Source organism: Providencia rustigianii, assembly GCF_900637755.1.
Lineage (GTDB): Bacteria > Pseudomonadota > Gammaproteobacteria > Enterobacterales > Enterobacteriaceae > Providencia > Providencia rustigianii.
Window position 1 is genome coordinate 249,338 of sequence record NZ_LR134396.1, and the last position, 21,496, is coordinate 270,833.

A 21,496-nucleotide genomic window follows, 5' to 3' on the forward strand; every position below is an offset into this window, starting at 1 on the left:
GGATGCGTTTCTCGTTTAGAGCGCCGTAATGGCTTGTGGATATGTCCGTGACCATGCTTCAAACCCGCCATTAATGCTATATACAGATTCGAAACCAATATTAATCAGATATTGTGCTGCACCTTGGCTACTGTGCCCGTGATAGCACATCACCATAACAGTTTGTTCATAATCAGTTTTGTCTAAAAACTGGCTAAGAGTTTCATTGGTTAAATGATAGGCACCCGTTGCATGACCAGCACGAAAACTTTGGGGATCGCGAACATCGACAAGAATTGCACTACCATCGACTAAATGTTGGTAAGCTTGTTCAGGTGTTAGTGTCTCAAAATGGTCCATAAAATACCGGATAGTTAGGAAAAAACCCGTCAGGGATAATCAATTTGGCATCCATCAATAAATTGCGGATGCCAAAATTAGAGCAGGGAAAATTAGTAGAAAGAGTGCTCGCCACGTTGGTGCTCAGTCAGGTCTTTAACACCTTTCAGTTCACCGTCGAACATCTTCAGTAACTCTTTTTCAATCCCTTCTTTTAGAGTCACGTCAACCATTGAACAACCATTACAGCCGCCGCCAAACTGTAAAATTGCAAAGCCATCTTCAGTGATTTCCATTAAAGAAACTCGACCGCCATGACCTGCTAATTGCGGGTTGATTTGGGATTGTAAAACGTATTCAACACGTTCGATTAATGGCGCGTCATCAGAGACTTTACGCATTTTTGCGTTAGGGGCTTTCAGTGTGAGCTGAGAACCTAATTGGTCAGTGACAAAATCAATTTCCGCATCTTCCAAGAATGGTGCGCTAATTTCATCAACATAAGCAGAGAGTTTTTCAAACTTCAGCTCTTTATCAGTGGCTTCTACAGCACCAGGAGGGCAATAGGAGACACCACATTCGGCGGTTGGTGTGCCTGGGTTAATGACAAATACTCGAATTTGGGTTCCTGGCTCTTGGCCTTCCAATAATTTGGAAAAGTGAGCCTGTGCTGCTTCAGTAATATTAATCATAGTCTCTTGCTCAATATAATAGTTGACTGCTTTAGTTGGTTATAATACGCCCATTTACACCTATCCTACAAGGTGCGACACAGTGACCATGCATCAACAGTATGCGCTCCCGCACAAATCAACAATTGTGCAGCGGCATTCATTGTGGCGCCTGTTGTAATAACATCATCAATAATAGCTATGTGTAGCCCAGAAACAGAAGTTTCAAGGGTAAATGCCTGATTTAGGTTTTTGTGGCGTTGATGACGTGCTAAGGAAACTTGTGCCAGTGTATCACGAGTGCGCAGTAATGAATTTTGCGAATAGCCAATATTTAGCCATCTGGCTAATCTATCGCCAATGAGTTCCATGTGGTCGAAGCCTCGACGCCAACGTCGACGCGGGTGAGCGGGGATCGTCATCAATAAATCGGGTTTATTCCAGCGTTGCTGACGGTAGCCCATCTGCCAAAACAACAGAAAGATTCGAGTCAATGCAGAGGCCAACTGAGGTTGCCGATGAAATTTATAATGGTGGATGAGCTTGCGTAGTGGTGCTTGATAGGGGCTAACAGCAATTAATCGTTGCCAAGCGGGGGGATGTCTTAAGCATCGACCACAAGGAATATGAGGCTGTTCGCTAGGTAAGCCACATTGTAAGCAACAGCGAGGCATCATCGGTAAGCTTTTGAGACAAAAACTACAAATGCCCTGATGGGGTAATTTTAGTGATTGATGGCATAGCCAACAGCCCCCTTCCATTGTTAGCATAGGTTCATCCTCAATTGAGAAATTACAATAAAAGCTATAGCAAGAGAGTGTAATCATGGCGCAGTTATATTGGCAGACGGTAGGTGACGGAAAGCAAGATCTTGTGTTACTGCACGGATGGGGACTGAATGCACAAGTGTGGCAAACACTCATTCCGCGAATCGCCTCACAATTTCGCATTCATCTCGTTGATTTACCGGGATATGGGCGCAGCCAAAATTTTAGCCCCATGAATATTCAGTCAATGGCAGAAACTTTATGGGCGCAGGCACCTAAAAATGCAATTTGGTTAGGGTGGTCGTTGGGGGGACTGGTTGCTAGTCGTATTGCTCTTGACCATTCTAAGGAAGTAAAAGGTCTTATCACGGTGGCATCTTCCCCATGCTTTGGGGCTGAAGATAATTGGGCGGGTATAAAACCTGATGTACTTTTAAATTTTGAAAAGCAACTTTCTGCGGATTTTCAACGTACTGTAGAACGTTTTTTAGCGTTACAAACCCTAGGTACAGAGAGTGCCCGTGATGATGCTCGTACTTTGAAATCCGTCGTATTAGCACAACCCATACCCACGGTTGATGTGCTCAATGCAGGATTGGAGTCTTTGCGTACAGAAGATTTACGTGAAGAGCTGAAAAACCTAGCGATACCGTTCTTGCGTATATATGGCTATTTAGATGGTTTAGTTCCGCGTAAAATTGTTGGGATATTGGATGAAATGTATCCAGATTCCAAATCAGTCATGATACGCCAAAGCGCCCATGCTCCCTTTATTTCCCATCCTGATGAGTTTTCTAAATACTTAATTGAGTTTTCAAATCAATTAGATAAGCCATAAGCTCGCTCATTTAATTGATTTTTAGTTAATGGGGATTGGGTTGGCTATAACGTCAGGTAGGAGCCCACTAAGGTATCTTCGTTGACTTGAGGATGAAATGCTTTCACATAAACCAAACTGCTCGGTAGATTATTTTTATGATTATATTGAGCAATTTTGGTTTCTAGGCTTTGCATAAAACCATCGAAATCATCAAATTGTTGAAGCTCTTTATGGGTATCAAAAATTTTATAACTCATCCCAGACCCTGACGAATTAGGTTGGATGCTAGCGGCTAGTGTGTCGTTGGAAAATAAAAGTTGTAGATATATGGCTGACGAATTTGAGGGTTGCCGATATTGCTGTAAGTCAGAATTAAGCTGTGTCACGGTTTTTTTTCGAGGTAAATAAGAAGCATTTATATCTGATTGGTTGATTAAGCCATGTAACGTCAACAGATGATCAAAATTACCAAACTCCTTGTTGCGCATTTCAGCATGAGCGGCAATGAGAAAACGATTTGCTAATTCGTTAGTGGGGTGCTCCACCAATTCTTTAAGTTTGGAATTGTCAGTAAAATCATTTTCTAGTGCTTTAAACTCTTGGTCATGACGGAATTTATCCCCTTCTTTTGTGTACTTATAAGCACCATCACTAATTCCTTGGTAATAGTTCCGTGCAAGCTCATGCACTTGCTGATTATACGATTGGAAATGGCGAGTTGTATTTAATTGAATAAGCGGGTTACTTGCCTCTTGCTGTTGATGCTCTGTCATTTTTTTGAGTACATTTTTACTGCCTTTTAAGTCGATTTCACGACTCATTTCATAATATTGCTTATAAAATTTCAACGGAATATAAAAATCTTGAAATTGCAGAACTTCAGTTAGGCATTCACGAAAAACTTTCTTACAGAAACTTTTATTATCAACAGGTTCGTGAGTTGTGATCTGAGCATTTATTTGTGGAGTGGCATGGGATTGGATGCGGCTTTTATTCAACAAATTAATAAAACTAATTCCTTTATTATTGACCTCATTGATTAGAAAAGTACTGGTTAGTCCTCTTGATAAAGAAAGTTTCGCGGAATCGATAAGTATTTGGTTGTTGGAATAGTAAGTTTTGATGCATTTTTGACTGTTGGTATCGTTAATTAATGTGTTTTGTTGGAATGGTATTGATGAAATCAACATTATTGGGAAGCTCCTTACGGTTAGCATGAGTGCTATTGCGAGGCAGGTGAGGTGACATTATGATGAACTTTCAAATGAAGTGAGTCTTAAAAAGCATCTTAAGGATAATAAATCAGAGAAACTTCAGATTGCGGAATGCTCAAAAGCGCATAAGCCACCGTATTGGGGGTGACTTATGCAGAAGGTGAAAATTAAGAGTCGAGTAGGCTTATTGGTTCATTTTTTTGACGATATTGCTGGAAAATAACGCGATCCAGCGGTAAGCCATTTTTGAGGTTACTGGCTTTGAGGGTTGTTTCTAATGTTTCAATAAACGTGGTGAAATCTTTAAATTCTGAAACACTATTATCTGCTTTAACGAGCTTGAAGACTTTTTGATTAGTTCCCCGATGAGATTGAATGCTAGCGGCATACGTTTCTTGTCCAACAATAAACTGAAGAAAAATCGCGGGAGCATTATCTGCACTTTGTTGCTTGAGGACTGTTTTTATGTGGTTGAAGGTATCGACTTGCGGCAAATAAACGCCTGCTTGCTGGGTTTCAGTGATCAAACCATGGTGTTGCATAAGCTGTGCAAGGCCGTTATATCCATTATTAATAATGGTTTCATGAGCCGCTTTTAACAGGCGTTGGGTAGTTTTTTTACTGATTTTATGTGTTGACTGTAACTTGCCTGCAAAATCATTCGATAAATTTTGTAATGCTGGGTGTTGATAAATATCTCTGCCTTCAAACGTATTTTTATAATTTACATCACTCAGGTATTTAAAATATTTAATCGCAAGGTCATGAACCTGCTTATTATATTTTTGAAATTGAAGTTCTTTCTTGTCAATAATGCGTTTATTTTTCTCTTCCCCAATCCGGTGTTTATTGATTGACTTTATTGCGTCCTCTTTACCGTGGAAATTAGCCGGTAAACTTATTTTAAACAGATGCTGGTTATGCTTAATTGATAAATAGTGATCTTTAATTGCAGAGATTGTGTGTAAAAAAGCGGGAGATTCATTTTTTAAGGTAGAAAATTGACTGATAGTTTCATCGTATGAAGGTAATAAATTATTTGCTGTATCGTAAGCCGCATAGGGGCGATTGGCTTCGGTATATGTAGGTAAATGGGTTGCTTCACTGTATGTCAGCAGCCCAGGTAATTGATTTGAGCAGGCTTCATCGTACGAAGGTAAACTGGATAAATTCTGATTTTCTCTTAGAAAATCAATAGTATGATTTGATGCATCATTAATTAAAAATACATTTGCTAGGCTACGAGAGAGGCAGTTTGCTTCAATATTTTGCTTAGTATTGGTTTGAGGGATTGAAGGGGTGGCGGGTTGTCTAGATTTAAATGGATTAATAAATGAACGGCTAAATGTGGATAAAGATTGATTTCTCATATACATCCTCTCTATATATATCAAATGGTTAATGCTTAGTAACCTCCATTCTAAATAGCGAAAGTAAAAATACTTTTAAAAAAGGATGAGAATTAATGAGGGTTAGGAATTTTATGAGGAATATTAAAATTAGTCAGGATTCTTTAACTCAATAGGAAATTAAATAAGGCTATTTAATTTTATATACGAAGTGTGAACAATCATTAATTTCCGGACATCCTTTGCAGCTAGTGCCTGTTAAACAGGCACTGATGTCCACTTTTTCTACTTTCCCCATGCTCACTAGCTTTTCTGCCATGGCATTCACCAATGGAGCAGGGGCATTGAGTTGAGTGCTTAATAACGTGATGTCAGCTTGCCCATATAAAGCAATTAAATCTCTGACTTGTAGCAAGCTGACCATCACGTTAATTCCTTAGTGACAACTATTATTGGAGCAACCGGAACATTGTTGCACGGTTTTAGATTTAATATTGAGAGTAACGCGGCTGCGCACACGGCGTAGAACAGCAATCAACACAATATTAAATAGGAGTACGGCACTTATCGCTATCAAGCTACTTTGTGGGTGCTCACTGAACGTTGCTGTTTGGTAGAACAGTGTAGCAAGGCTATAAGCGACGTTGAGTCCCCAAAGAATAGAGAACGTCATCCAGCTTTTATTGGTCTCACGTGCAATTGCTCCCATTACAGATACGCAAGGCACGTACAGAAGAACAAATATCAGGTAGCTATAAGCGCTAATATCAGAACCGAATTTAGCTGCCATGGTGCCCATTGAACCAGATTCCATCTCTGCATCACCCATACTGGCTTCAATAGGGTTAGACAGTGCACTGATTGAGAACGTATCTTTCAGGCTATTCCATGTGTCAGTCACGGCGGATCCAAGCTCATCGAGTAAATCAAACGCTTCAGGATCGAATGGTTCTGCGGTAATTGCTTCTGCGGTGTACAGGGTATTCAAGGTTCCGACGACCACTTCTTTTGCCATGGCTCCGGTAATTAGACCGACAGTTGCTTGCCAGTTATCACTGTGAACCCCGATAGGTTGCAGAACTGGGGTGATGACCTTACTCACGGAGGCTAGTGCGGAGTCATTAATATTATCAACGGGCTTACCGGAAAGAGAAAAGCTATTAAGTGCTCCGATAAAAATACTCGCCACAACAATCACTTTACCTGCACGCAGTACGAAGCCTTTCAAACGTTGCCATGTTTGGATCAGTAATGTTTTCAGGTGAGGAACATGATAAACCGGTAGCTCCATAACGAATGGGGATGCTTCTCCGCGCATCAGGGTATGTTTCAATAACAGCCCCGTTAGGATGGCAACTACAATACCGAGTAAATAGAGGGAAAATACAACGCTTGCACCATTTTTACCAAAGAAGGCAGCGGCAAAGACGGCAAAGATAGCCAAACGAGCACCACAAGACATAAACGGTGCCATCAGTACGGTAATTAGCCTTTCTCTAGGCGCATCAAGCGTTCTTGCGCCCATAATAGACGGTACGTTACAACCGAATCCGACAATTAACGGCACAAATGATTTACCCGGTAAACCAAGAGCTTGCATTAACCTATCCATCACGAAAGCAGCACGAGCCATATAGCCAGAGTCTTCCAAGATGGATAAAAACAGGTACATCATCCCGATTTGTGGCACCAATGGTAGAACGGTATTAATACCGCCCCCAACACCTTGGGCAAGGAATATGGTGAGCCAATCAGGGAAGTTTGATGTTGCTCCAATCCATTGAATTCCATGAATGAAGATAGCTTCAGAGGCGCCTTCAAAGAAGGGCTGTAATGCACCACCGATATTGATCGCTAACACAAACATTAAATACATGACAAACAAGAAAATCGGTACCCCTAACCAACGGTTGAGGATAAATCGGTCAAGGTTTTGAGTGAGGCGGTTGGGTTCGGCGGCACTATTATTGATTGCGGCATTACAGATACTAGCAATGGATTGATAGCGCGCATCAGCAATCAATAATTCAGGTTCTTCTTGTAAGGCATTTCTGAGGTTAGAGCGAGTTTCTGCCAGTAATTGTTCAGAGACATTAGCACGCTGACGGCTGTAAATATCCCCTTCTAAAATTTGCAGAGCTAACCAACGACGTTGTTGTAGGCTAAATTGTTGAGCTGATATTTTTTCAGAAAGCTCATCTACAGTTTTGAGTAGCTCCGCTGGGTATTGCACTAACGCCTGTTGGCTATTTTGTGGATGGCTATCAATCGCTTGCTTGAGTTGATCAAGACCTGTAGCTCGGGTTGATACCATCGGGATCACCGGGCAACCAAGCTGTTTCTCAAGTTGTTTGATATCGATTTCAATACGCTGGCTTTGAGCGATATCTAGCATATTGAGTGCAACGATGCAGGGAACCCCTAACTCAACAAGTTGCAGGGTAAGGTACAGGTTGCGCTCCAAATTGGAGGCATCAACCACGTTGATTAACATGTCTGCTTCACCACTTAAAATAAAGTAGCAAGCAATCTGTTCATCAAGAGATGTTTGCTCAGAAATCGTGGTGAGAGAATAAGTGCCTGGAAGGTCAACCAGTTCAATCTTGTGTTCAGGAGTGTGGAATCGTCCAACTTTACGTTCAACGGTGACCCCTGCCCAGTTACCGACACGCTGACGTGACCCAGTTAACTGGTTAAACAACGTGGTTTTACCTGCGTTCGGGTTACCGATAAGGCCGATAGTTAATGGTTTCATAGTGTATGCCAGTCGTAAAAATAAAAATCTTTATCAGAACAAATCTAATAAATTATTAATTTATTTGCACTTCATCTAAGTTAATGAGCGCTAAATCTTTTTTTCGTAATACTAAGCTCACTCGGTGAGTTTCAATTTGTACGGGATCACCAAATGGGGCGATACGTACCACTTTAAATACCGAACCTGGCAGCAAGCCAAGAGAGAGGAGTTTTTGGCGATAAGCTGGGCTGATCTCTGGTGAAAAGCCAAGTATTTTGTAACTGCATTGGGGAAGTATGGACATAGTACCTTCCAATTACTGTTTATTCCGTTGATTGAAATGAATATTATGATTTTCAATCAATAGATAGTGTTATTAAGAATAATATTGATAATTATTATTATAAAGTGGTTATCTTTAAAAGAAATAGCGTGGGAAATAAAAATAAATCTAATTAACAATGAGAATCATAATCATCTACCATGTTGTATATTTAGCCTCTTTTTTCGCTATCATTAAATGATGTGGATCAAGAATAGATTTGGTTTGCGGAGTTTTTAAGACAATAAAGACAATGTTAATATTGTTAATTAAAGTCATTAAATAAAACAAAAGAATAGATAGCCAATTGAATTAGCTAATTTAATATTAGGAATAATATTAAATACAAAAAATTAATGTCAATGTGATTAATTATTTTCGGGTGAGATTTAATGGATGCCCTTGCAAAGAATCGCAAGGGCATTTTGGTTATTAACGTTTTTTACCCAATGCAGCTGCAAGCGCATCACTCATCGCACTATTACCTGTATTCGAGGTGTTTTGGCGCGTATTGCCTCTTGGTGCTGGTGCCTTACGTGCATTTTTATCCTGTACAGGGGCAGAACTGCGGGGCGCGTTATTACTGTCTCCGGCTTGTTCATCTAAACGCATCGTTAAAGCGATACGTTTACGTGGAATATCCACATCCAATACTTTGACTTTAACAATATCACCCGCCTTGACCACTTTGTGTGGGTCTTCAACGTAGCTATTTGATAAAGAAGAGATATGCACCAGTCCATCTTGGTGAACACCAATATCCACAAATGCACCGAAGTTAGTGACGTTGGTGACCGCTCCTTCTAAGATCATGCCCGGCATTAAGTCGTTCATGGTTTCGACACCATCGGCAAAGGTCGCTGTTTTGAACTCAGGGCGCGGATCTCGTCCTGGTTTTTCTAACTCTTTGATAATGTCAGTGACGGTTGGAACACCAAATTGCTCTGTCGTAAATTCGCGTGGGCTTAAGCCATTTAATACTTGGGAATTCCCCATAATTTCTTTTAGTGGCTGACGTACAGTTTCGAGAATTTTTTCCACAATAGGATAGGCTTCTGGGTGAACTGTCGAGGCATCTAGTGGATTATCACCATTGGAGATACGTAAGAATCCGGCACACTGTTCAAATGCTTTAGGTCCTAAACGAGGCACTTTTAATAGCTGTTTTCGGTTATTAAATTGGCCATTTGCATCACGCCAGTCTACAACGTTTTGGGCAATCATCTTACTGAGCCCTGCAACGCGGGTAAGCAATGGAACAGAAGCAGTATTCAGGTCAACGCCGACGGAGTTTACACAATCTTCAACGACCGCATCGAGCTTACGTGCTAATTGGGTTTGGCTAACGTCGTGTTGATATTGACCTACACCGATAGATTTAGGATCAATTTTTACCAGCTCCGCAAGGGGATCTTGTAAACGACGAGCAATAGAGACTGCGCCACGTAGGGTTACATCTAGGTCTGGGAATTCTTGGGCTGCAAGCTCAGAGGCAGAATATACTGATGCACCGGCCTCGCTCACAATCACTTTTTGGGCAGTGACATCAGGGTACTGTTTCTGTACTTCAGCAAAGAAACGTTCGGTTTCTCGGGAGGCGGTTCCATTACCGATAGCCACTAACTCCACATTATGTTTTTGACATAACGCTGCTACGATAGCGGCGGCTTTTGCTGCCTGCCCAGTATGCGGGTAAATGGTGTCGGTCGCGATCACTTTGCTTGTGGAGTCCACAACCGCAACTTTAACTCCTGTACGTAAGCCAGGATCTAATCCCATTGTGGCTCGCATACCCGCAGGCGCTGCCATGAGCAGGTCGCTTAAGTTACGTGCGAATACATTAATGGCTTCCTCTTCCGCTTTCTCACGTAAGGTGCTCATGATTTCGGTTTCTAGATGCAATAAGACTTTGACGCGCCATGTCCAGCTGATAACGGCTTTGCGCCATTGATCTGCTGGCGCATTATTGAAACGTACATCGAGATGGCGAGTAATAATTTCTTCGCAATAACTCTCTTTTGGCGGTTCTTCAAATTGTGGGTCACAGTTTAGTGACAATTGCAAAATTCCTTCATTGCGTCCACGGAACATGGCTAAAGCACGGTGAGAAGGAACTTGAGAAACAGGTTCATGGTGATCAAAATAGTCGCTAAATTTCACGCCTTCAGTTTGTTTACCATCAGCAACTACCGAGACAATGTGGGCATTTTTCCAAATATAATCGCGAACTTTGGCCAATAAGGCCGCATCTTCGGCAAAACGCTCCATTAAAATATAACGAGCGCCATCTAAAGCAGCTTTCACATCTGCAACGCCCTTATCTGCATCGATATAGCGTTGTGCTAATTCTTCAGGAGATTGGCTCGGGTCGTTCCATAAGGTGTCAGCTAAAGATTCTAATCCGGCTTCAATTGCAATTTGACCGCGGGTACGACGCTTTGGCTTGTAAGGGAGGTAAAGGTCTTCAAGTTCAGTTTTATTTAGTGTGGTATTGATTGCGGAGGTGAGTTCCGGGGTAAGCTTACCTTGTTCTTCAATGGATTTTAGGATGGTTTGCTTACGGTCATTTAACTCTCTCAAATACCCTAAACGGCTCTCTAGCTGTCGAAGCTGAGTATCATCCAACCCTCCAGTGACCTCTTTACGGTAACGGGCAATAAAAGGAACGGTGTTACCTTCATCCAATAATGTGATAGCGGAAAGTACCTGTTGTGGCTGGGTTCGCAGTTCAGCTGCAATAATTTGGCTTAGAGTTTCATTCATGTCGTGTTTAAATACCTACTCAAAGAACGGTGAAAATTTACTGCACAGTTATACTTGGTGGTTGGCATAATTTCCAGACAGAATTTCCGTCTAATGCAAGGAAAGTCGCAGATAAATTTTTATAACATCCTATAATCATTCGTTTTATATACCCTTAATGTTATGAATAAGAGCCTGTTAATTACCCGTGAAGGTTGGGACGCTTTAGATAAAGAACTCAAATATCTTTGGAAAGAAGAGCGCCCAAGAGTGACTCAATCCGTCTCTGAAGCTGCGGCTCAGGGGGATCGGTCAGAAAATGCAGAATATATTTACGGTAAAAAAAGATTGCGGGAAATTGACCGCCGCATCCGTTTTTTATCCAAAAGATTAGATCAATTAAGAATAGTCGAACCCGATCCTCGTCAGGAGGGGCGTGTCTTTTTTGGAGCTTGGGTTAAACTTGAAGACGATAACGGAAATATCCGAATTTTTCGTTTAGTTGGTGCAGATGAATTCGATCCGGCAAAGCAATGGATTTCAATCGATTCTCCGGTAGCCCGCGCGCTGATTGGTAAACGGGTTGATGATGAAGTTGTGGTTAGCACGCCGGGCGGGCAAGTAACCTATTTTGTATTAGAAATTAGCTATAAGCCATTATTCAATTAAAGAGTAAAAAAATTCATTAAAACTAAGGTTAGTGATAAATTAGTGGCATAAATATTATTTTTGTTTATTTTCATGAGCAAAATAATTCGAAGGATCTACACTTTGGGGGCTACAAATGCAGGAAAGTTATAAGATTCTTGTTGTCGATGATGATATGCGTTTACGTGCTCTGCTTGAACGTTACCTTACGGAGCAGGGTTTTCAGGTAAGAAGCGCAGCGAATGCTGAGCAAATGGATAGGATCCTAACGCGGGAATCTATTCATTTAATCGTATTAGATTTAATGCTTCCTGGAGAGGATGGATTATCTATCTGTCGTCGATTACGTAGTCAAAACAACCCAATTCCTATCATTATGGTCACGGCAAAAGGTGAAGAAGTTGACCGTATTGTTGGTTTGGAAATTGGTGCGGATGATTATATTCCTAAGCCATTTAATCCTCGTGAATTATTGGCTCGTATTCGCGCAGTATTACGTCGTCAAGCGAATGAATTGCCGGGGGCACCATCTCAAGACGATGCCGTGATTACTTTCGGTAAATTTAAACTGAACCTCGGTACTCGTGAGATGTTCCAAGGCGAGGAGAATATGCCATTAACCAGCGGTGAGTTCGCTGTATTAAAAGTTTTGGTATCTTATCCGCGTGAGCCTTTATCTCGAGACAAACTGATGAGCTTAGCGAGAGGTCGTGAATACAGTGCGATGGAACGATCAATTGACGTTCAAATTTCACGTTTACGCCGCATGATTGAAGAAGATCCTGCCCATCCTCGTTATATTCAAACGGTCTGGGGTCTGGGGTACGTGTTTGTTCCTGATGGAAGCAAAGCATGAAGCGACTGAGGTTCTCACGACGTAGTACATTTTCTCGTTCGTTATTTTTATTTGTAGCATTACTGTTTGCAAGCCTTGTGACCAGCTATATGGTCGTTTTGAACTTTGTTGTTATGCCTAGCTTACAACAGTTCAATAAAGTGTTGGCGTATGAAGTGCGTACATTGATGACGGAGAAAATGGTTCTACAAGATGGAACCTCTGTGCGGGTATCTCCTGCGCTGCGTAAGAAAATCTACAATGAATTAGGTATTACTTTTTATGCACATTCAGCCGCTATGAATGAAGGGCTGAATTGGGCAAAGGAGTATGATTTTCTTAGTAAAAATATGTCGGAATACTTAGGCGGCAAGGCCAGTGTACATCTTGAACTTGGGCGTGAGTATCCGATATTATGGTTAACTTCCTATCTTGCACCAGATATTTGGGTGCGAGTCCCGCTTACTGAAATTGGTCAGAATCAATTCTCGCAAGTCTTTCGCTATACTCTCACCGTCTTCCTCACTATATTTGCAGGGGTTTGGTTGTATATTCGCTATCAAAATAAACCCTTATTAGAGTTGGAATATCATGCTGGCGAAGTCGGTAAAAGGCATATATTACCGCCAATGCAGGAAAAAGGGGCGACAGAGGTGCGAGCGGCGATCCGCTCGTTTAACCATATGGCTGCTGGTATCAAAACCCTCGAAAATGACCGTACCGTCCTTATGGCGGGGGTGAGTCATGACCTGCGAACACCATTAACACGAATTCGTCTTGCCACTGAAATGATGAGTCCTGAAGATAGCTATCTGGCTGAATCTATCAATAAAGATATTGAAGAATGTGATGCGATTATCGGTCAGTTCATGTCTTACCTAAAAACAGGTCAAGAGATGGATATGGAATTCTGTGATCTCAATACCATCCTCAATGAAGCTGTGGTGGCAGAAGTTAATGTAGTCGGAGAAATTGAAACGAAACTTGTGCCGGGCCCTGTTATTTTCAATGGTAATCCGCTAGCAATTAAACGCGCGATAACCAACATGATCGTCAATGCATACCGCTACGGAAATGGTTGGATTAAAGTCAGTAGTGGTAAGAATGAAGATTATGTTTGGTTCCAAGTGGAAGATGATGGTGCTGGGATCAAAGACGAAGATATTCACCGCCTCTTTCAGCCGTTTGTTCAAGGGGAAAAAGCCCGTAGTAATACCGGGACAGGGCTGGGGCTGGCGATAATTCGTAGAATTATTGATGCTCACGAGGGGAATATTGAGATCCGTAAAAGTGAGCGTGGCGGGTTTGCTATTAGAGCTTTGCTCCCTCTAAAAGAACGCGAAGACTGATATCTCGTCGTATTTCGCGCTGCAGCGTTGTTGGCTGCGCTCGTTAATCCTAGTCACATACTTGTGTATGCTCCTAGGGCTTAACTCGCTTGCCGCCTAGCTGCAACACGAACTACTTAGAGATATGCTGTGTAGAAAAGTATTCTGATAGAAAAACAGGAAAATTTTTTTTGTCATTTATGACAATATGTCATGGTCATTTTTAAAACTGTAATATTCACATGGTCGATTCTAATTGATTGAAAAATAATGTAATAATTATTTTTCTTTCTCGGTTTTCCTTTCTCTTCGTCGATAAAATCCTCAAATGTCATAAAACTGTCATAAATGTGACATGTTGCCGTAACTAAATTGTCCTATTTTCCCTACCGTGACATACACTTTAATTTACTACTTGATTGTTTCTATACATCCCCGGAGGGATTATGAAAATGATGCGTACCACCCTAGCAAGCGTAATGGCAGCAACTATATCTATGACTGCAATGTCTTCTTTTGCTGCCACCAGCCTGACCGGAGCTGGCGCGACATTCCCTGCTCCTGTTTATGCTAAGTGGGCAGATTCTTATCAAAAAGAAACAGGCAACAAAATTAACTATCAGGGGATCGGTTCTTCTGGTGGCGTAAAACAAATTAATGCAAAAACTGTCGACTTCGGTGCATCTGATGCGCCATTAACAGATGAAAAACTGAAAGAAGACGGTTTGTTCCAATTCCCAACGGTAATTGGCGGTGTGGTTTTAGCGGTTAATGTAAAAGGCATTCAATCGAACCAACTGGTGTTAGATGGTGCAACTTTAGGTGATATCTACCTAGGTAAAATCACAAAATGGAATGACCCAGCCATCGTCAAGTTAAACCCGAATGCTAAATTACCTGACCAAAACATCGCGGTTGTTCGTCGTTCAGATGGTTCAGGTACTACGTTCGTATTCACTAGCTACTTAGCGAAAGTCAGCTCAAGCTGGAAATCAGATGTTGGTGCAGGTTCCACAGTTAACTGGCCGAAAAACAGCGTAGGCGGTAAAGGTAATGATGGTGTTGCAGCCTTCGTTCAGCGTCTCCCAGGCTCAATTGGTTACGTAGAATATGCTTACGCAAAACAAAATAATCTTGCGTATACTAAGCTAATCTCTGCGGATGGCCAGCCAGTATCACCGACTGGTGAAAGCTTCAGCGCAGCAGCGAAAAAAGTTGATTGGTCAAAATCCTTTGCACAAGACCTGACTAACCGTGAAGGTGCGAATGCGTGGCCAATTACTTCAACCACTTTCATCTTAGTTCATAAGCAACAAGCGGATGCGGTGAAAGGTAAAGCAGCTCTTGATTTCTTCAACTGGGCTTACGAAAAAGGTGGTAAACAAGCAGAAGCATTAGATTATGCAATTTTACCTCAAGAAGTCGTGACCGCAGTACGCGCAGCATGGAAAACAGAAGTTAAAGATAGCCAAGGTAAATCACTGTTCTAAGTGAGCCTCGGGTTGGAAAATGGTAAGCGGATGTTGAGGAACAGCATCTGCTTATTCACCGTAGTAACGTAACCCTACTGTGAAGTAGGTATGGAATGAGAACAAAGCGCATGGCCGAAAAAATAACGGCATTTAAAGCCCCAAGCAAATCGGGTGACGTGATTTTTAGCGCACTGGTAAAGATTGCCGCGCTAATTACTCTCCTCATGCTCGGCGGTATTATTGTTTCCCTCATTTTTGCATCCTGGCCAAGTATGCAGAAGTTTGGGTTTTCGTTTTTGTGGAACAAAGAGTGGGATGCTCCTGCTGAGCAATTTGGTGCATTAGTACCAATCTACGGCACCATTGTTACCTCATTGATTGCTCTGATCATCGCCGTACCCGTCAGTTTTGGTATCGCGCTGTTTTTAACAGAGTTAGCACCTAACTGGTTAAAACGTCCATTAGGTATTGCGATTGAGCTCCTCGCTGCAATCCCAAGTATTGTTTATGGTATGTGGGGGCTTTTCGTCTTCGCTCCATTATTCGCAGAATATTTCCAAGAACCTGTCGGCAACGTGATGTCGAGTATTCCTATTGTTGGGGAGCTGTTCACTGGTCCGGCATTCGGTATTGGTATTCTTGCGGCAGGTATTATCCTCGCTATCATGATTATTCCTTACATCGCCTCTGTTATGCGTGATGTGTTTGAACAAACTCCTGTGATGATGAAAGAGTCAGCCTACGGTATTGGTTGTACTACATGGGAAGTGATTTGGAATATTGTTTTACCTTATACCCGCAATGGGGTTATCGGGGGGGTGATGTTGGGCTTGGGTCGTGCACTCGGTGAAACCATGGCCGTCACATTCGTCATCGGCAACACTTACCAGCTCGATAGTCCTTCATTGTTTATGCCGGGTAATAGTATTACCTCTGCACTGGCGAATGAGTTCGCAGAAGCGGAAAGTGGTTTACATACCGCTGCGTTAATGGAACTTGGTTTAATTCTATTCGTAATTACCTTCATCGTTCTGGCGATTTCCAAACTGATGGTAATGCGTCTTGCGAAGAATGAGGGCCGCTAGTATGTCAACATATGAACCTATCGCCGTTAACCAGCAAGAACGTGCTCGCCGCCAAGCGTGGCGTCGCCAAATCAATAGAATGGCGCTGGTTATCTCCATGCTCACGATGGCATTTGGCCTGTTCTGGTTAGTTTGGATCTTATACTCAACGGTAACCAAAGGGATTGATGGTATGTCCCTCAATCTGTTTACCGAAATGACTCCGCCTCCCAATACGGAAGGTGGGGGTCTGGCAAACGCCATTATGGGAAGCGGTTTATTAATCCTGTGGGCAACAGTGATTGGTACACCATTAGGTATTTTAGCGGGTATCTATTTAGCGGAATATGGTCGTAAATCATGGCTAGCTTCTGTTACCCGTTTTATTAACGATATTTTATTATCTGCACCATCAATTGTGGTGGGTTTGTTCGTCTACACCATTGTGGTCGCTCAAATGCAGCACTTTTCTGGTTGGGCTGGTGTGATTGCGTTGGCATTACTGCAAATTCCAATTGTTATCCGTACGACAGAAAACATGTTGAAGCTCGTACCGGATAGCCTACGAGAAGCTGCTTATGCTCTGGGCACACCGAAGTGGAAAATGATTTTATCGATTACATTAAAAGCATCTGTATCTGGGATTATCACCGGTATTTTGCTGGCAATCGCGCGTATTGCGGGGGAAACCGCACCGCTGCTGTTTACTTCTCTGTCGAACCAATTCTGGAGCACCGACATGAGCGAGCCAATTGCTAACTTACCCGTGACGATTTTTAAATTTGCGATGAGTCCATTCTCAGAATGGCAAGATCTGGCATGGGCAGGGGTTCTTCTAATCACCTTATGTGTCCTGTTAATCAACATTATTGCGCGTGTAGTGTTTGCACAGAAAAAACACTAATCCCAGACGAATAAAGATTTATAGAGAGAAGTAACCATGATTAATGCAAACGACATTACAAACAGTAAAATTAAAGTTCGTGACCTTAACTTCTTCTATGGCAAGTTTCACGCCCTGAAGAATATCTCTTTGGATATTGAAAAAAACAAAGTCACCGCGTTTATCGGTCCATCAGGTTGCGGAAAATCAACTTTGCTGCGTACTTTCAATAAAATGTACGAATTGTATGGCGAGCAGCGCGCTGAAGGTGAAATTTTACTGGATGGCCAAAACATCCTAACGGACAAGCAAGATATTGCATTGCTACGTGCTAAAGTCGGAATGGTGTTCCAGAAGCCTACGCCATTCCCAATGTCTATTTATGACAATATCGCGTTTGGTGTACGTCTGTTTGAAAAATTATCTCGTGTGGAAATGGACGAACGAGTGCAGTGGGCGCTGACAAAAGCCGCATTATGGAATGAAACCAAAGACAAGCTACACCAAAGCGGTTACAGCCTTTCTGGCGGACAGCAGCAACGTCTGTGCATTGCTCGTGGTATCGCAATTCGTCCAGAAGTTTTATTACTCGATGAGCCATGCTCCGCTTTGGACCCAATTTCAACTGGGCGTATCGAAGAGCTGATCACTGAATTAAAATCAGAGTATACCGTGGTGATTGTGACCCACAACATGCAACAAGCCGCACGTTGCTCTGATTACACGGCATTTATGTACTTGGGTGAGTTGGTTGAGTTTAATAATACCGACAAAATGTTTACCACCCCAGAAATGAAACAAACTGAAGATTATATTACTGGCCGCTACGGTTGATATGGAGCCGACGATGGATACGCTGAATCACAACAAACATATATCAGGGCAGTTCAACGCTGAACTGGAACATATCCATACTGAGTTGATGACTATGGGAGGGCTGGTAGAAGAACAGCTCACCAAGGCGATCACTGCGATGCATAATCAGGATGAGGCCCTAGCGCGAGAAGTGATTGCCAATGACCACAAAGTCAACATGATGGAAGTGGCAATCGATGAAGAATGCGTCAAAATCATTGCAAAACGCCAACCAACGGCAAGTGACTTACGCTTGATTATGGCAATTTCTAAAACCATCGCTGAGTTGGAAAGAATCGGTGACGTGGCCGATAAAATTTGCCAAACCGCACTGGAGAAATTCTCTCATCAGCATCAGCCATTATTAGTTAGCCTAGAATCATTAGGTCGCCATACAGTCCAAATGCTTCACGATGTTTTAGATGCATTTGCGCGTATGGATTTGGAAGAGGCTATCCGAATTTATCGTGAAGATGAAAAGGTGGACCAAGAGTACGAGGGAATTGTTCGTCAGCTAATGACTTATATGATGGAAGACCCGCGCACCATACCTAGCGTATTGACGGCACTATTTTGTGCGCGCTCCATTGAACGCATCGGCGATCGTTGCCAAAACATTTGTGAATTTATTTTTTACTATGTTAAAGGTCAGGATTTCCGCCATGTGGATGGGGATAATTTAGACAAGATGCTTACCAACAAATAAAAAAATTTATTTCATCGAGTAGTGGCTAGGTTGGCGGTATTTGGCTTAGCCACTACTCGTGCTTACCATCTTTCTTCTTGGCTCAATAAGAGTCTTAATCTTGCTTCATTTTAGGGGTCACTCCGATGGATATTTACCCCTTTTTTATGTCTCCATATATTCCAAATTGATATAAATATATTATTTAATATTATTTCAAGTGCTAAGAAATAGTTGATAGCTTGTGATGGTCGATTTACAAAAATTTACCGTTAGGGGTATTCAATGAAAGCTCGTATTCTTACTTCCGCACTTTTAGTTGCAGGTCTGGCGCTGACAGCGAATGTCGCTAGCGCAGACAAATTAGATGATATTAAACAAGCGGGAGTGATCCGCATTTCAGTTTTTGACAGTAATCCCCCATTCGGATTTATTGATCCTAAAACAAAAAAACTAGCCGGTTATGATATCGATATCGCCCAAGCGATCGCCGATGACCTTGGTGTAAAATTAGAACTACGCCCAACCAACCCTGCCAACCGTATTCCACTACTAACCTCCGGTAAAGTTGACCTGATCGGCGCTAACTTCACGATCACCGACGAACGTGCAAAGCAGGTGGATTTCTCCATTCCTGATTTTGCGACAGGACAAAAATTTATTGCCCGTAAAGGTGTACTGAAAACCCCTGAAGATATTGCTCCTCTGCGTATTGGTGCGGATAAAGGTACTGTGCAGGAAGTGACTCTGCGTGAACGTTTCCCAAATACCAAAGTCATTTCATATGATGATACTCCACAGGCCTTTGCTGCACTGCGTAATGGTAATGTCCAAGCGATCACTCAAGATGATGCCAAACTGGTGGGTTTATTAGGTAACTTACCGGAAAAAGTCAAAGCTGATTTTGAAATATCACCTTTTAGCCTGACAAAAGAGTATCAGGCACTGGCAGCAAGCAAAGGGGAAACTCGCTTAGTTGAAAGCGTGAATGAAACATTGCTGAAATTGGAAAAACAGGGCAAAGCGAACGAAATCTATAACCGTTGGTTTGGACCTGAAACTAAAGCCGCTCAACCTCGCGGAGAGTTTAAATTTGCACCACTGAGTCAGCAGCAACCTCAATCTTAATCATTATTGGTTGTTGAGATTTTCCAAACACCCCTGCCAATCACGCAGGGGTTGTTAGTTATGTAGAGGCACAATTATGTTTGAGACATTTTTTAGCGGTGACTTCTGGTCTGCGCATCTCTTAGCACCACAATATTTAGAGTGGTTTGGCTATGGCTTTTTGCTGACAGTCTGGATTTCCGTCTGCACGATTATTGCAGCCACACTATTAGGTTTCATTGTTGCCTCTGCAAGAGATAGCCAAATTGCCCCATTGCGCTGGTTTGTGAGCGCGTATATTTCAATTTTCCGCAACACGCCCTTATTGGTGCAGCTCTTTTTTTGGTATTTCGCCTCAGGAGAAATTTTACCTGCATCGATGATGGAATGGTTGAATACTCCCCATGAAGTCCATTTTTTTGGGGTGGTGCTAAGCTGGCCATCATTTGAATTTTTAGCTGGGTTTGTTGGATTGACACTGTACACCGTGCCATTTATTGCTGAAGAAGTACGTTCTGGTATTCGAGGTGTACGCCAAGGACAAAAACAAGCGGCATTCGCGCTGGGCTTAACCTCATGGCAAGCGATGAAGCTGGTGGTTTTACCGCAAGCGGTCAAAATTGCCCTACCACCATTACTCGGACAGTATATGAATGTGGTAAAAAACTCCTCATTGACGATGGCGATTGGTGTTGCTGAGCTGTCATATGTTTCGCGCCAAGTAGACAGCCAATCCTTACAAACATTTGCCGCCTTTGGTTTGGCTACCGTGTTGTACATCGCAATCATTGCGTTGATGGAAGGTTGGGGACAGTGGCGACAACAACGTAATTTGGCTCAGGGGGTATAAAATGGATTTTTCAGTCATAGAAGATAACTGGCAGTATTTGCTGTTTGGCGCTTATCCTGATGGCCCTCTAGAAGGGGCAGCTTTAACCTTAATCATGAGCTTAGTGGCGGGTGCAGCTTCGGTTGTATTGGGTACATTAGGCGGTATTGCATTAGCCATGTTGCGCGGTTTTTGGGTAAATTTGTTCGCTGCGGTTTTAGGTTTTTTCCGCGCGATCCCCGTTATTATGCTGATTTTTTGGACATATTTTTTATTGCCCGTTGTACTCGGAACGGAGATCCCAGGGATCACGGCGGTAGTCTGTGCATTAGCGTTGATCACGTCTGCCTACTTAGCGCATGCGGTGAAAGCAGGCATTCTTGCTATAGGAAAAGGGCAGTGGCATGCGGGAATGTCTCTCGGTTTTAACCGCTGGCAAGTGCTAGGGTATATCGTCCTGCCTCAAGCGTTAAGAATGATGGTGCCGTCGTTTATTAATCAATGGGTGGCATTAATTAAAGATACGTCCCTTGCTTATATTGTTGGAGTGGCAGAGTTGTCATTCTTAGCTACCCAGGTGAATAACCGCGAAATGGTTTATCCGCTAGAAGTTTTCCTCTTTGTTGCATTTATTTATTTTGTTATGTGCTTATCGGTCGAAATTATAGCGAATCAAATAGCCAAAAAACTCAGTGATAAAAATGCAGTTCATCAGCGGTCAGCCAAACGAGGGCTATTATTTTGGCGACATCAAAAACTGATCGCACTGTCTTAGTGAATTGAAAAATGGCGGTATAATCGCCGCCATTAAATTCAACAATTGAATTTCCAGACAATTCTCTTCATCTCT

Annotated in this window: 21 protein-coding genes; 12 read left to right on the forward strand and 9 right to left on the reverse strand. The window is 42.3% G+C overall.

The window, feature by feature from the left end:
- Positions 1 to 15: 15 nt before the first annotated feature.
- The 3 genes from glpE to EL244_RS01135 all read right to left on the reverse strand — a co-directional run bounded on the left by glpE (position 16) and on the right by EL244_RS01135 (position 1,759).
- On the reverse strand, positions 16 to 339 hold the full coding sequence (gene glpE, locus EL244_RS01125; protein WP_126458171.1) for a thiosulfate sulfurtransferase GlpE: 324 nt from the start codon (positions 337 to 339) through the stop codon (positions 16 to 18).
- A gap of 92 nt (positions 340 to 431) precedes the next feature.
- Positions 432 to 1,010, reverse strand: coding sequence for a Fe-S biogenesis protein NfuA (gene nfuA / locus EL244_RS01130; protein ID WP_006813840.1), 579 nt, complete (start codon positions 1,008 to 1,010; stop codon positions 432 to 434).
- Between the two features lie 65 nt (positions 1,011 to 1,075).
- On the reverse strand, positions 1,076 to 1,759 hold the full coding sequence (locus EL244_RS01135; protein WP_126458174.1) for a phosphoribosyltransferase family protein: 684 nt from the start codon (positions 1,757 to 1,759) through the stop codon (positions 1,076 to 1,078).
- Between the two features lie 55 nt (positions 1,760 to 1,814).
- Between EL244_RS01135 and bioH the strand changes: the two genes are divergently transcribed.
- A complete protein-coding gene (gene bioH / locus EL244_RS01140; protein WP_126458177.1) occupies positions 1,815 to 2,594 on the forward strand; it encodes a pimeloyl-ACP methyl ester esterase BioH in 780 nt (259 codons plus the stop codon).
- Between the two features lie 44 nt (positions 2,595 to 2,638).
- On the opposite strand, the gene EL244_RS01145 is transcribed toward bioH, so the two are convergent.
- The 6 genes from EL244_RS01145 to EL244_RS01170 all read right to left on the reverse strand — a co-directional run bounded on the left by EL244_RS01145 (position 2,639) and on the right by EL244_RS01170 (position 10,961).
- The gene (locus EL244_RS01145) at positions 2,639 to 3,766 is read right to left on the reverse strand and encodes a hypothetical protein (RefSeq protein ID WP_126458180.1); all 1,128 of its coding nucleotides are present in this window, start codon (positions 3,764 to 3,766) and stop codon (positions 2,639 to 2,641) included.
- Positions 3,767 to 3,957: 191 nt separating this feature from the next.
- Entirely contained in the window at positions 3,958 to 5,160 is a 1,203-nt protein-coding gene (locus tag EL244_RS01150) for a hypothetical protein (RefSeq protein WP_126458183.1), read from the reverse strand.
- A gap of 169 nt (positions 5,161 to 5,329) precedes the next feature.
- Positions 5,330 to 5,563, reverse strand: a complete 234-nt coding sequence (locus EL244_RS01155) for a FeoC-like transcriptional regulator (RefSeq protein WP_006813835.1) — start codon at positions 5,561 to 5,563, stop codon at positions 5,330 to 5,332.
- Between the two features lie 12 nt (positions 5,564 to 5,575).
- Positions 5,576 to 7,894 carry a Fe(2+) transporter permease subunit FeoB gene (feoB, locus tag EL244_RS01160; RefSeq protein ID WP_126458185.1) on the reverse strand — a complete coding sequence of 773 codons (2,319 nt, stop codon included), beginning with the start codon at positions 7,892 to 7,894 and terminating at the stop codon, positions 5,576 to 5,578.
- A gap of 55 nt (positions 7,895 to 7,949) precedes the next feature.
- On the reverse strand, positions 7,950 to 8,180 hold the full coding sequence (gene feoA / locus EL244_RS01165) for a ferrous iron transporter A (protein ID WP_006813833.1): 231 nt from the start codon (positions 8,178 to 8,180) through the stop codon (positions 7,950 to 7,952).
- Between the two features lie 450 nt (positions 8,181 to 8,630).
- Positions 8,631 to 10,961, reverse strand: a complete 2,331-nt coding sequence (locus EL244_RS01170; RefSeq protein ID WP_126458188.1) for a Tex family protein — start codon at positions 10,959 to 10,961, stop codon at positions 8,631 to 8,633.
- A gap of 162 nt (positions 10,962 to 11,123) precedes the next feature.
- On the opposite strand from EL244_RS01170, the gene greB reads away from it, so the two are divergent.
- From greB to EL244_RS01225, 11 genes are all read left to right on the forward strand, one after another.
- Entirely contained in the window at positions 11,124 to 11,609 is a 486-nt protein-coding gene (gene greB, locus EL244_RS01175) for a transcription elongation factor GreB (protein ID WP_006813830.1), read from the forward strand.
- 115 nt (positions 11,610 to 11,724) lie between these two features.
- Positions 11,725 to 12,444: an osmolarity response regulator transcription factor OmpR gene (gene ompR / locus EL244_RS01180; protein WP_006813829.1), complete on the forward strand. Its 720-nt coding sequence runs from the start codon at positions 11,725 to 11,727 to the stop codon at positions 12,442 to 12,444.
- Positions 12,441 to 13,772, forward strand: coding sequence for a two-component system sensor histidine kinase EnvZ (envZ, locus tag EL244_RS01185; protein WP_126458191.1), 1,332 nt, complete (start codon positions 12,441 to 12,443; stop codon positions 13,770 to 13,772). Before ompR ends, envZ begins: the two co-directional genes overlap by 4 nt.
- Positions 13,773 to 14,197: 425 nt before the next feature.
- Positions 14,198 to 15,241, forward strand: a complete 1,044-nt coding sequence (gene pstS, locus EL244_RS01190; protein ID WP_126458194.1) for a phosphate ABC transporter substrate-binding protein PstS — start codon at positions 14,198 to 14,200, stop codon at positions 15,239 to 15,241.
- A gap of 110 nt (positions 15,242 to 15,351) precedes the next feature.
- Positions 15,352 to 16,308 (forward strand): phosphate ABC transporter permease PstC, encoded by a 957-nt coding sequence (gene pstC / locus EL244_RS01195; RefSeq protein ID WP_006813825.1) that lies wholly within the window; start codon positions 15,352 to 15,354, stop codon positions 16,306 to 16,308.
- Between the two features lies 1 nt (position 16,309).
- A complete protein-coding gene (gene pstA, locus EL244_RS01200; protein ID WP_039854598.1) occupies positions 16,310 to 17,191 on the forward strand; it encodes a phosphate ABC transporter permease PstA in 882 nt (293 codons plus the stop codon).
- A gap of 36 nt (positions 17,192 to 17,227) precedes the next feature.
- Positions 17,228 to 18,004 carry a phosphate ABC transporter ATP-binding protein PstB gene (pstB, locus tag EL244_RS01205; RefSeq protein ID WP_006813823.1) on the forward strand — a complete coding sequence of 259 codons (777 nt, stop codon included), beginning with the start codon at positions 17,228 to 17,230 and terminating at the stop codon, positions 18,002 to 18,004.
- Positions 18,005 to 18,017: 13 nt separating this feature from the next.
- Positions 18,018 to 18,731, forward strand: a complete 714-nt coding sequence (phoU, locus tag EL244_RS01210) for a phosphate signaling complex protein PhoU (RefSeq protein WP_039854596.1) — start codon at positions 18,018 to 18,020, stop codon at positions 18,729 to 18,731.
- A gap of 264 nt (positions 18,732 to 18,995) precedes the next feature.
- Complete coding sequence (locus EL244_RS01215) at positions 18,996 to 19,838, forward strand: ABC transporter substrate-binding protein (protein ID WP_006813821.1); 843 nt, start codon at positions 18,996 to 18,998, stop codon at positions 19,836 to 19,838.
- Positions 19,839 to 19,914: 76 nt separating this feature from the next.
- A complete protein-coding gene (locus EL244_RS01220; RefSeq protein ID WP_126458197.1) occupies positions 19,915 to 20,667 on the forward strand; it encodes an amino acid ABC transporter permease in 753 nt (250 codons plus the stop codon).
- A gap of 1 nt (position 20,668) precedes the next feature.
- A complete protein-coding gene (locus EL244_RS01225) occupies positions 20,669 to 21,421 on the forward strand; it encodes an amino acid ABC transporter permease (RefSeq protein WP_112835924.1) in 753 nt (250 codons plus the stop codon).
- Positions 21,422 to 21,496: the final 75 nt, after the last annotated feature.

Excerpts from the sequence above, each read along its gene's own strand:
- greB (WP_006813830.1), top strand. The coding sequence starts at position 11,124 with ATGAATAAGAGCCTGTTAATTACCCGTGAAGGTTGGGACGCTTTAGAT.
- glpE (WP_126458171.1), bottom strand. The coding sequence starts at position 339 with ATGGACCATTTTGAGACACTAACACCTGAACAAGCTTACCAACATTTA.
- EL244_RS01150 (WP_126458183.1), bottom strand. The coding sequence starts at position 5,160 with ATGAGAAATCAATCTTTATCCACATTTAGCCGTTCATTTATTAATCCA.
- pstC (WP_006813825.1), top strand. The coding sequence starts at position 15,352 with ATGGCCGAAAAAATAACGGCATTTAAAGCCCCAAGCAAATCGGGTGAC.
- bioH (WP_126458177.1), top strand. The coding sequence starts at position 1,815 with ATGGCGCAGTTATATTGGCAGACGGTAGGTGACGGAAAGCAAGATCTT.
- pstA (WP_039854598.1), top strand. The coding sequence starts at position 16,310 with ATGTCAACATATGAACCTATCGCCGTTAACCAGCAAGAACGTGCTCGC.
- EL244_RS01220 (WP_126458197.1), top strand. The coding sequence starts at position 19,915 with ATGTTTGAGACATTTTTTAGCGGTGACTTCTGGTCTGCGCATCTCTTA.
- feoB (WP_126458185.1), bottom strand. The coding sequence starts at position 7,894 with ATGAAACCATTAACTATCGGCCTTATCGGTAACCCGAACGCAGGTAAA.
- feoA (WP_006813833.1), bottom strand. The coding sequence starts at position 8,180 with ATGTCCATACTTCCCCAATGCAGTTACAAAATACTTGGCTTTTCACCA.
- pstB (WP_006813823.1), top strand. The coding sequence starts at position 17,228 with ATGATTAATGCAAACGACATTACAAACAGTAAAATTAAAGTTCGTGAC.
- EL244_RS01135 (WP_126458174.1), bottom strand. The coding sequence starts at position 1,759 with ATGCTAACAATGGAAGGGGGCTGTTGGCTATGCCATCAATCACTAAAA.
- ompR (WP_006813829.1), top strand. The coding sequence starts at position 11,725 with ATGCAGGAAAGTTATAAGATTCTTGTTGTCGATGATGATATGCGTTTA.
- EL244_RS01215 (WP_006813821.1), top strand. The coding sequence starts at position 18,996 with ATGAAAGCTCGTATTCTTACTTCCGCACTTTTAGTTGCAGGTCTGGCG.
- pstS (WP_126458194.1), top strand. The coding sequence starts at position 14,198 with ATGAAAATGATGCGTACCACCCTAGCAAGCGTAATGGCAGCAACTATA.
- EL244_RS01170 (WP_126458188.1), bottom strand. The coding sequence starts at position 10,961 with ATGAATGAAACTCTAAGCCAAATTATTGCAGCTGAACTGCGAACCCAG.
- EL244_RS01145 (WP_126458180.1), bottom strand. The coding sequence starts at position 3,766 with ATGTTGATTTCATCAATACCATTCCAACAAAACACATTAATTAACGAT.
- nfuA (WP_006813840.1), bottom strand. The coding sequence starts at position 1,010 with ATGATTAATATTACTGAAGCAGCACAGGCTCACTTTTCCAAATTATTG.
- phoU (WP_039854596.1), top strand. The coding sequence starts at position 18,018 with ATGGATACGCTGAATCACAACAAACATATATCAGGGCAGTTCAACGCT.
- EL244_RS01155 (WP_006813835.1), bottom strand. The coding sequence starts at position 5,563 with ATGGTCAGCTTGCTACAAGTCAGAGATTTAATTGCTTTATATGGGCAA.
- EL244_RS01225 (WP_112835924.1), top strand. The coding sequence starts at position 20,669 with ATGGATTTTTCAGTCATAGAAGATAACTGGCAGTATTTGCTGTTTGGC.
- envZ (WP_126458191.1), top strand. The coding sequence starts at position 12,441 with ATGAAGCGACTGAGGTTCTCACGACGTAGTACATTTTCTCGTTCGTTA.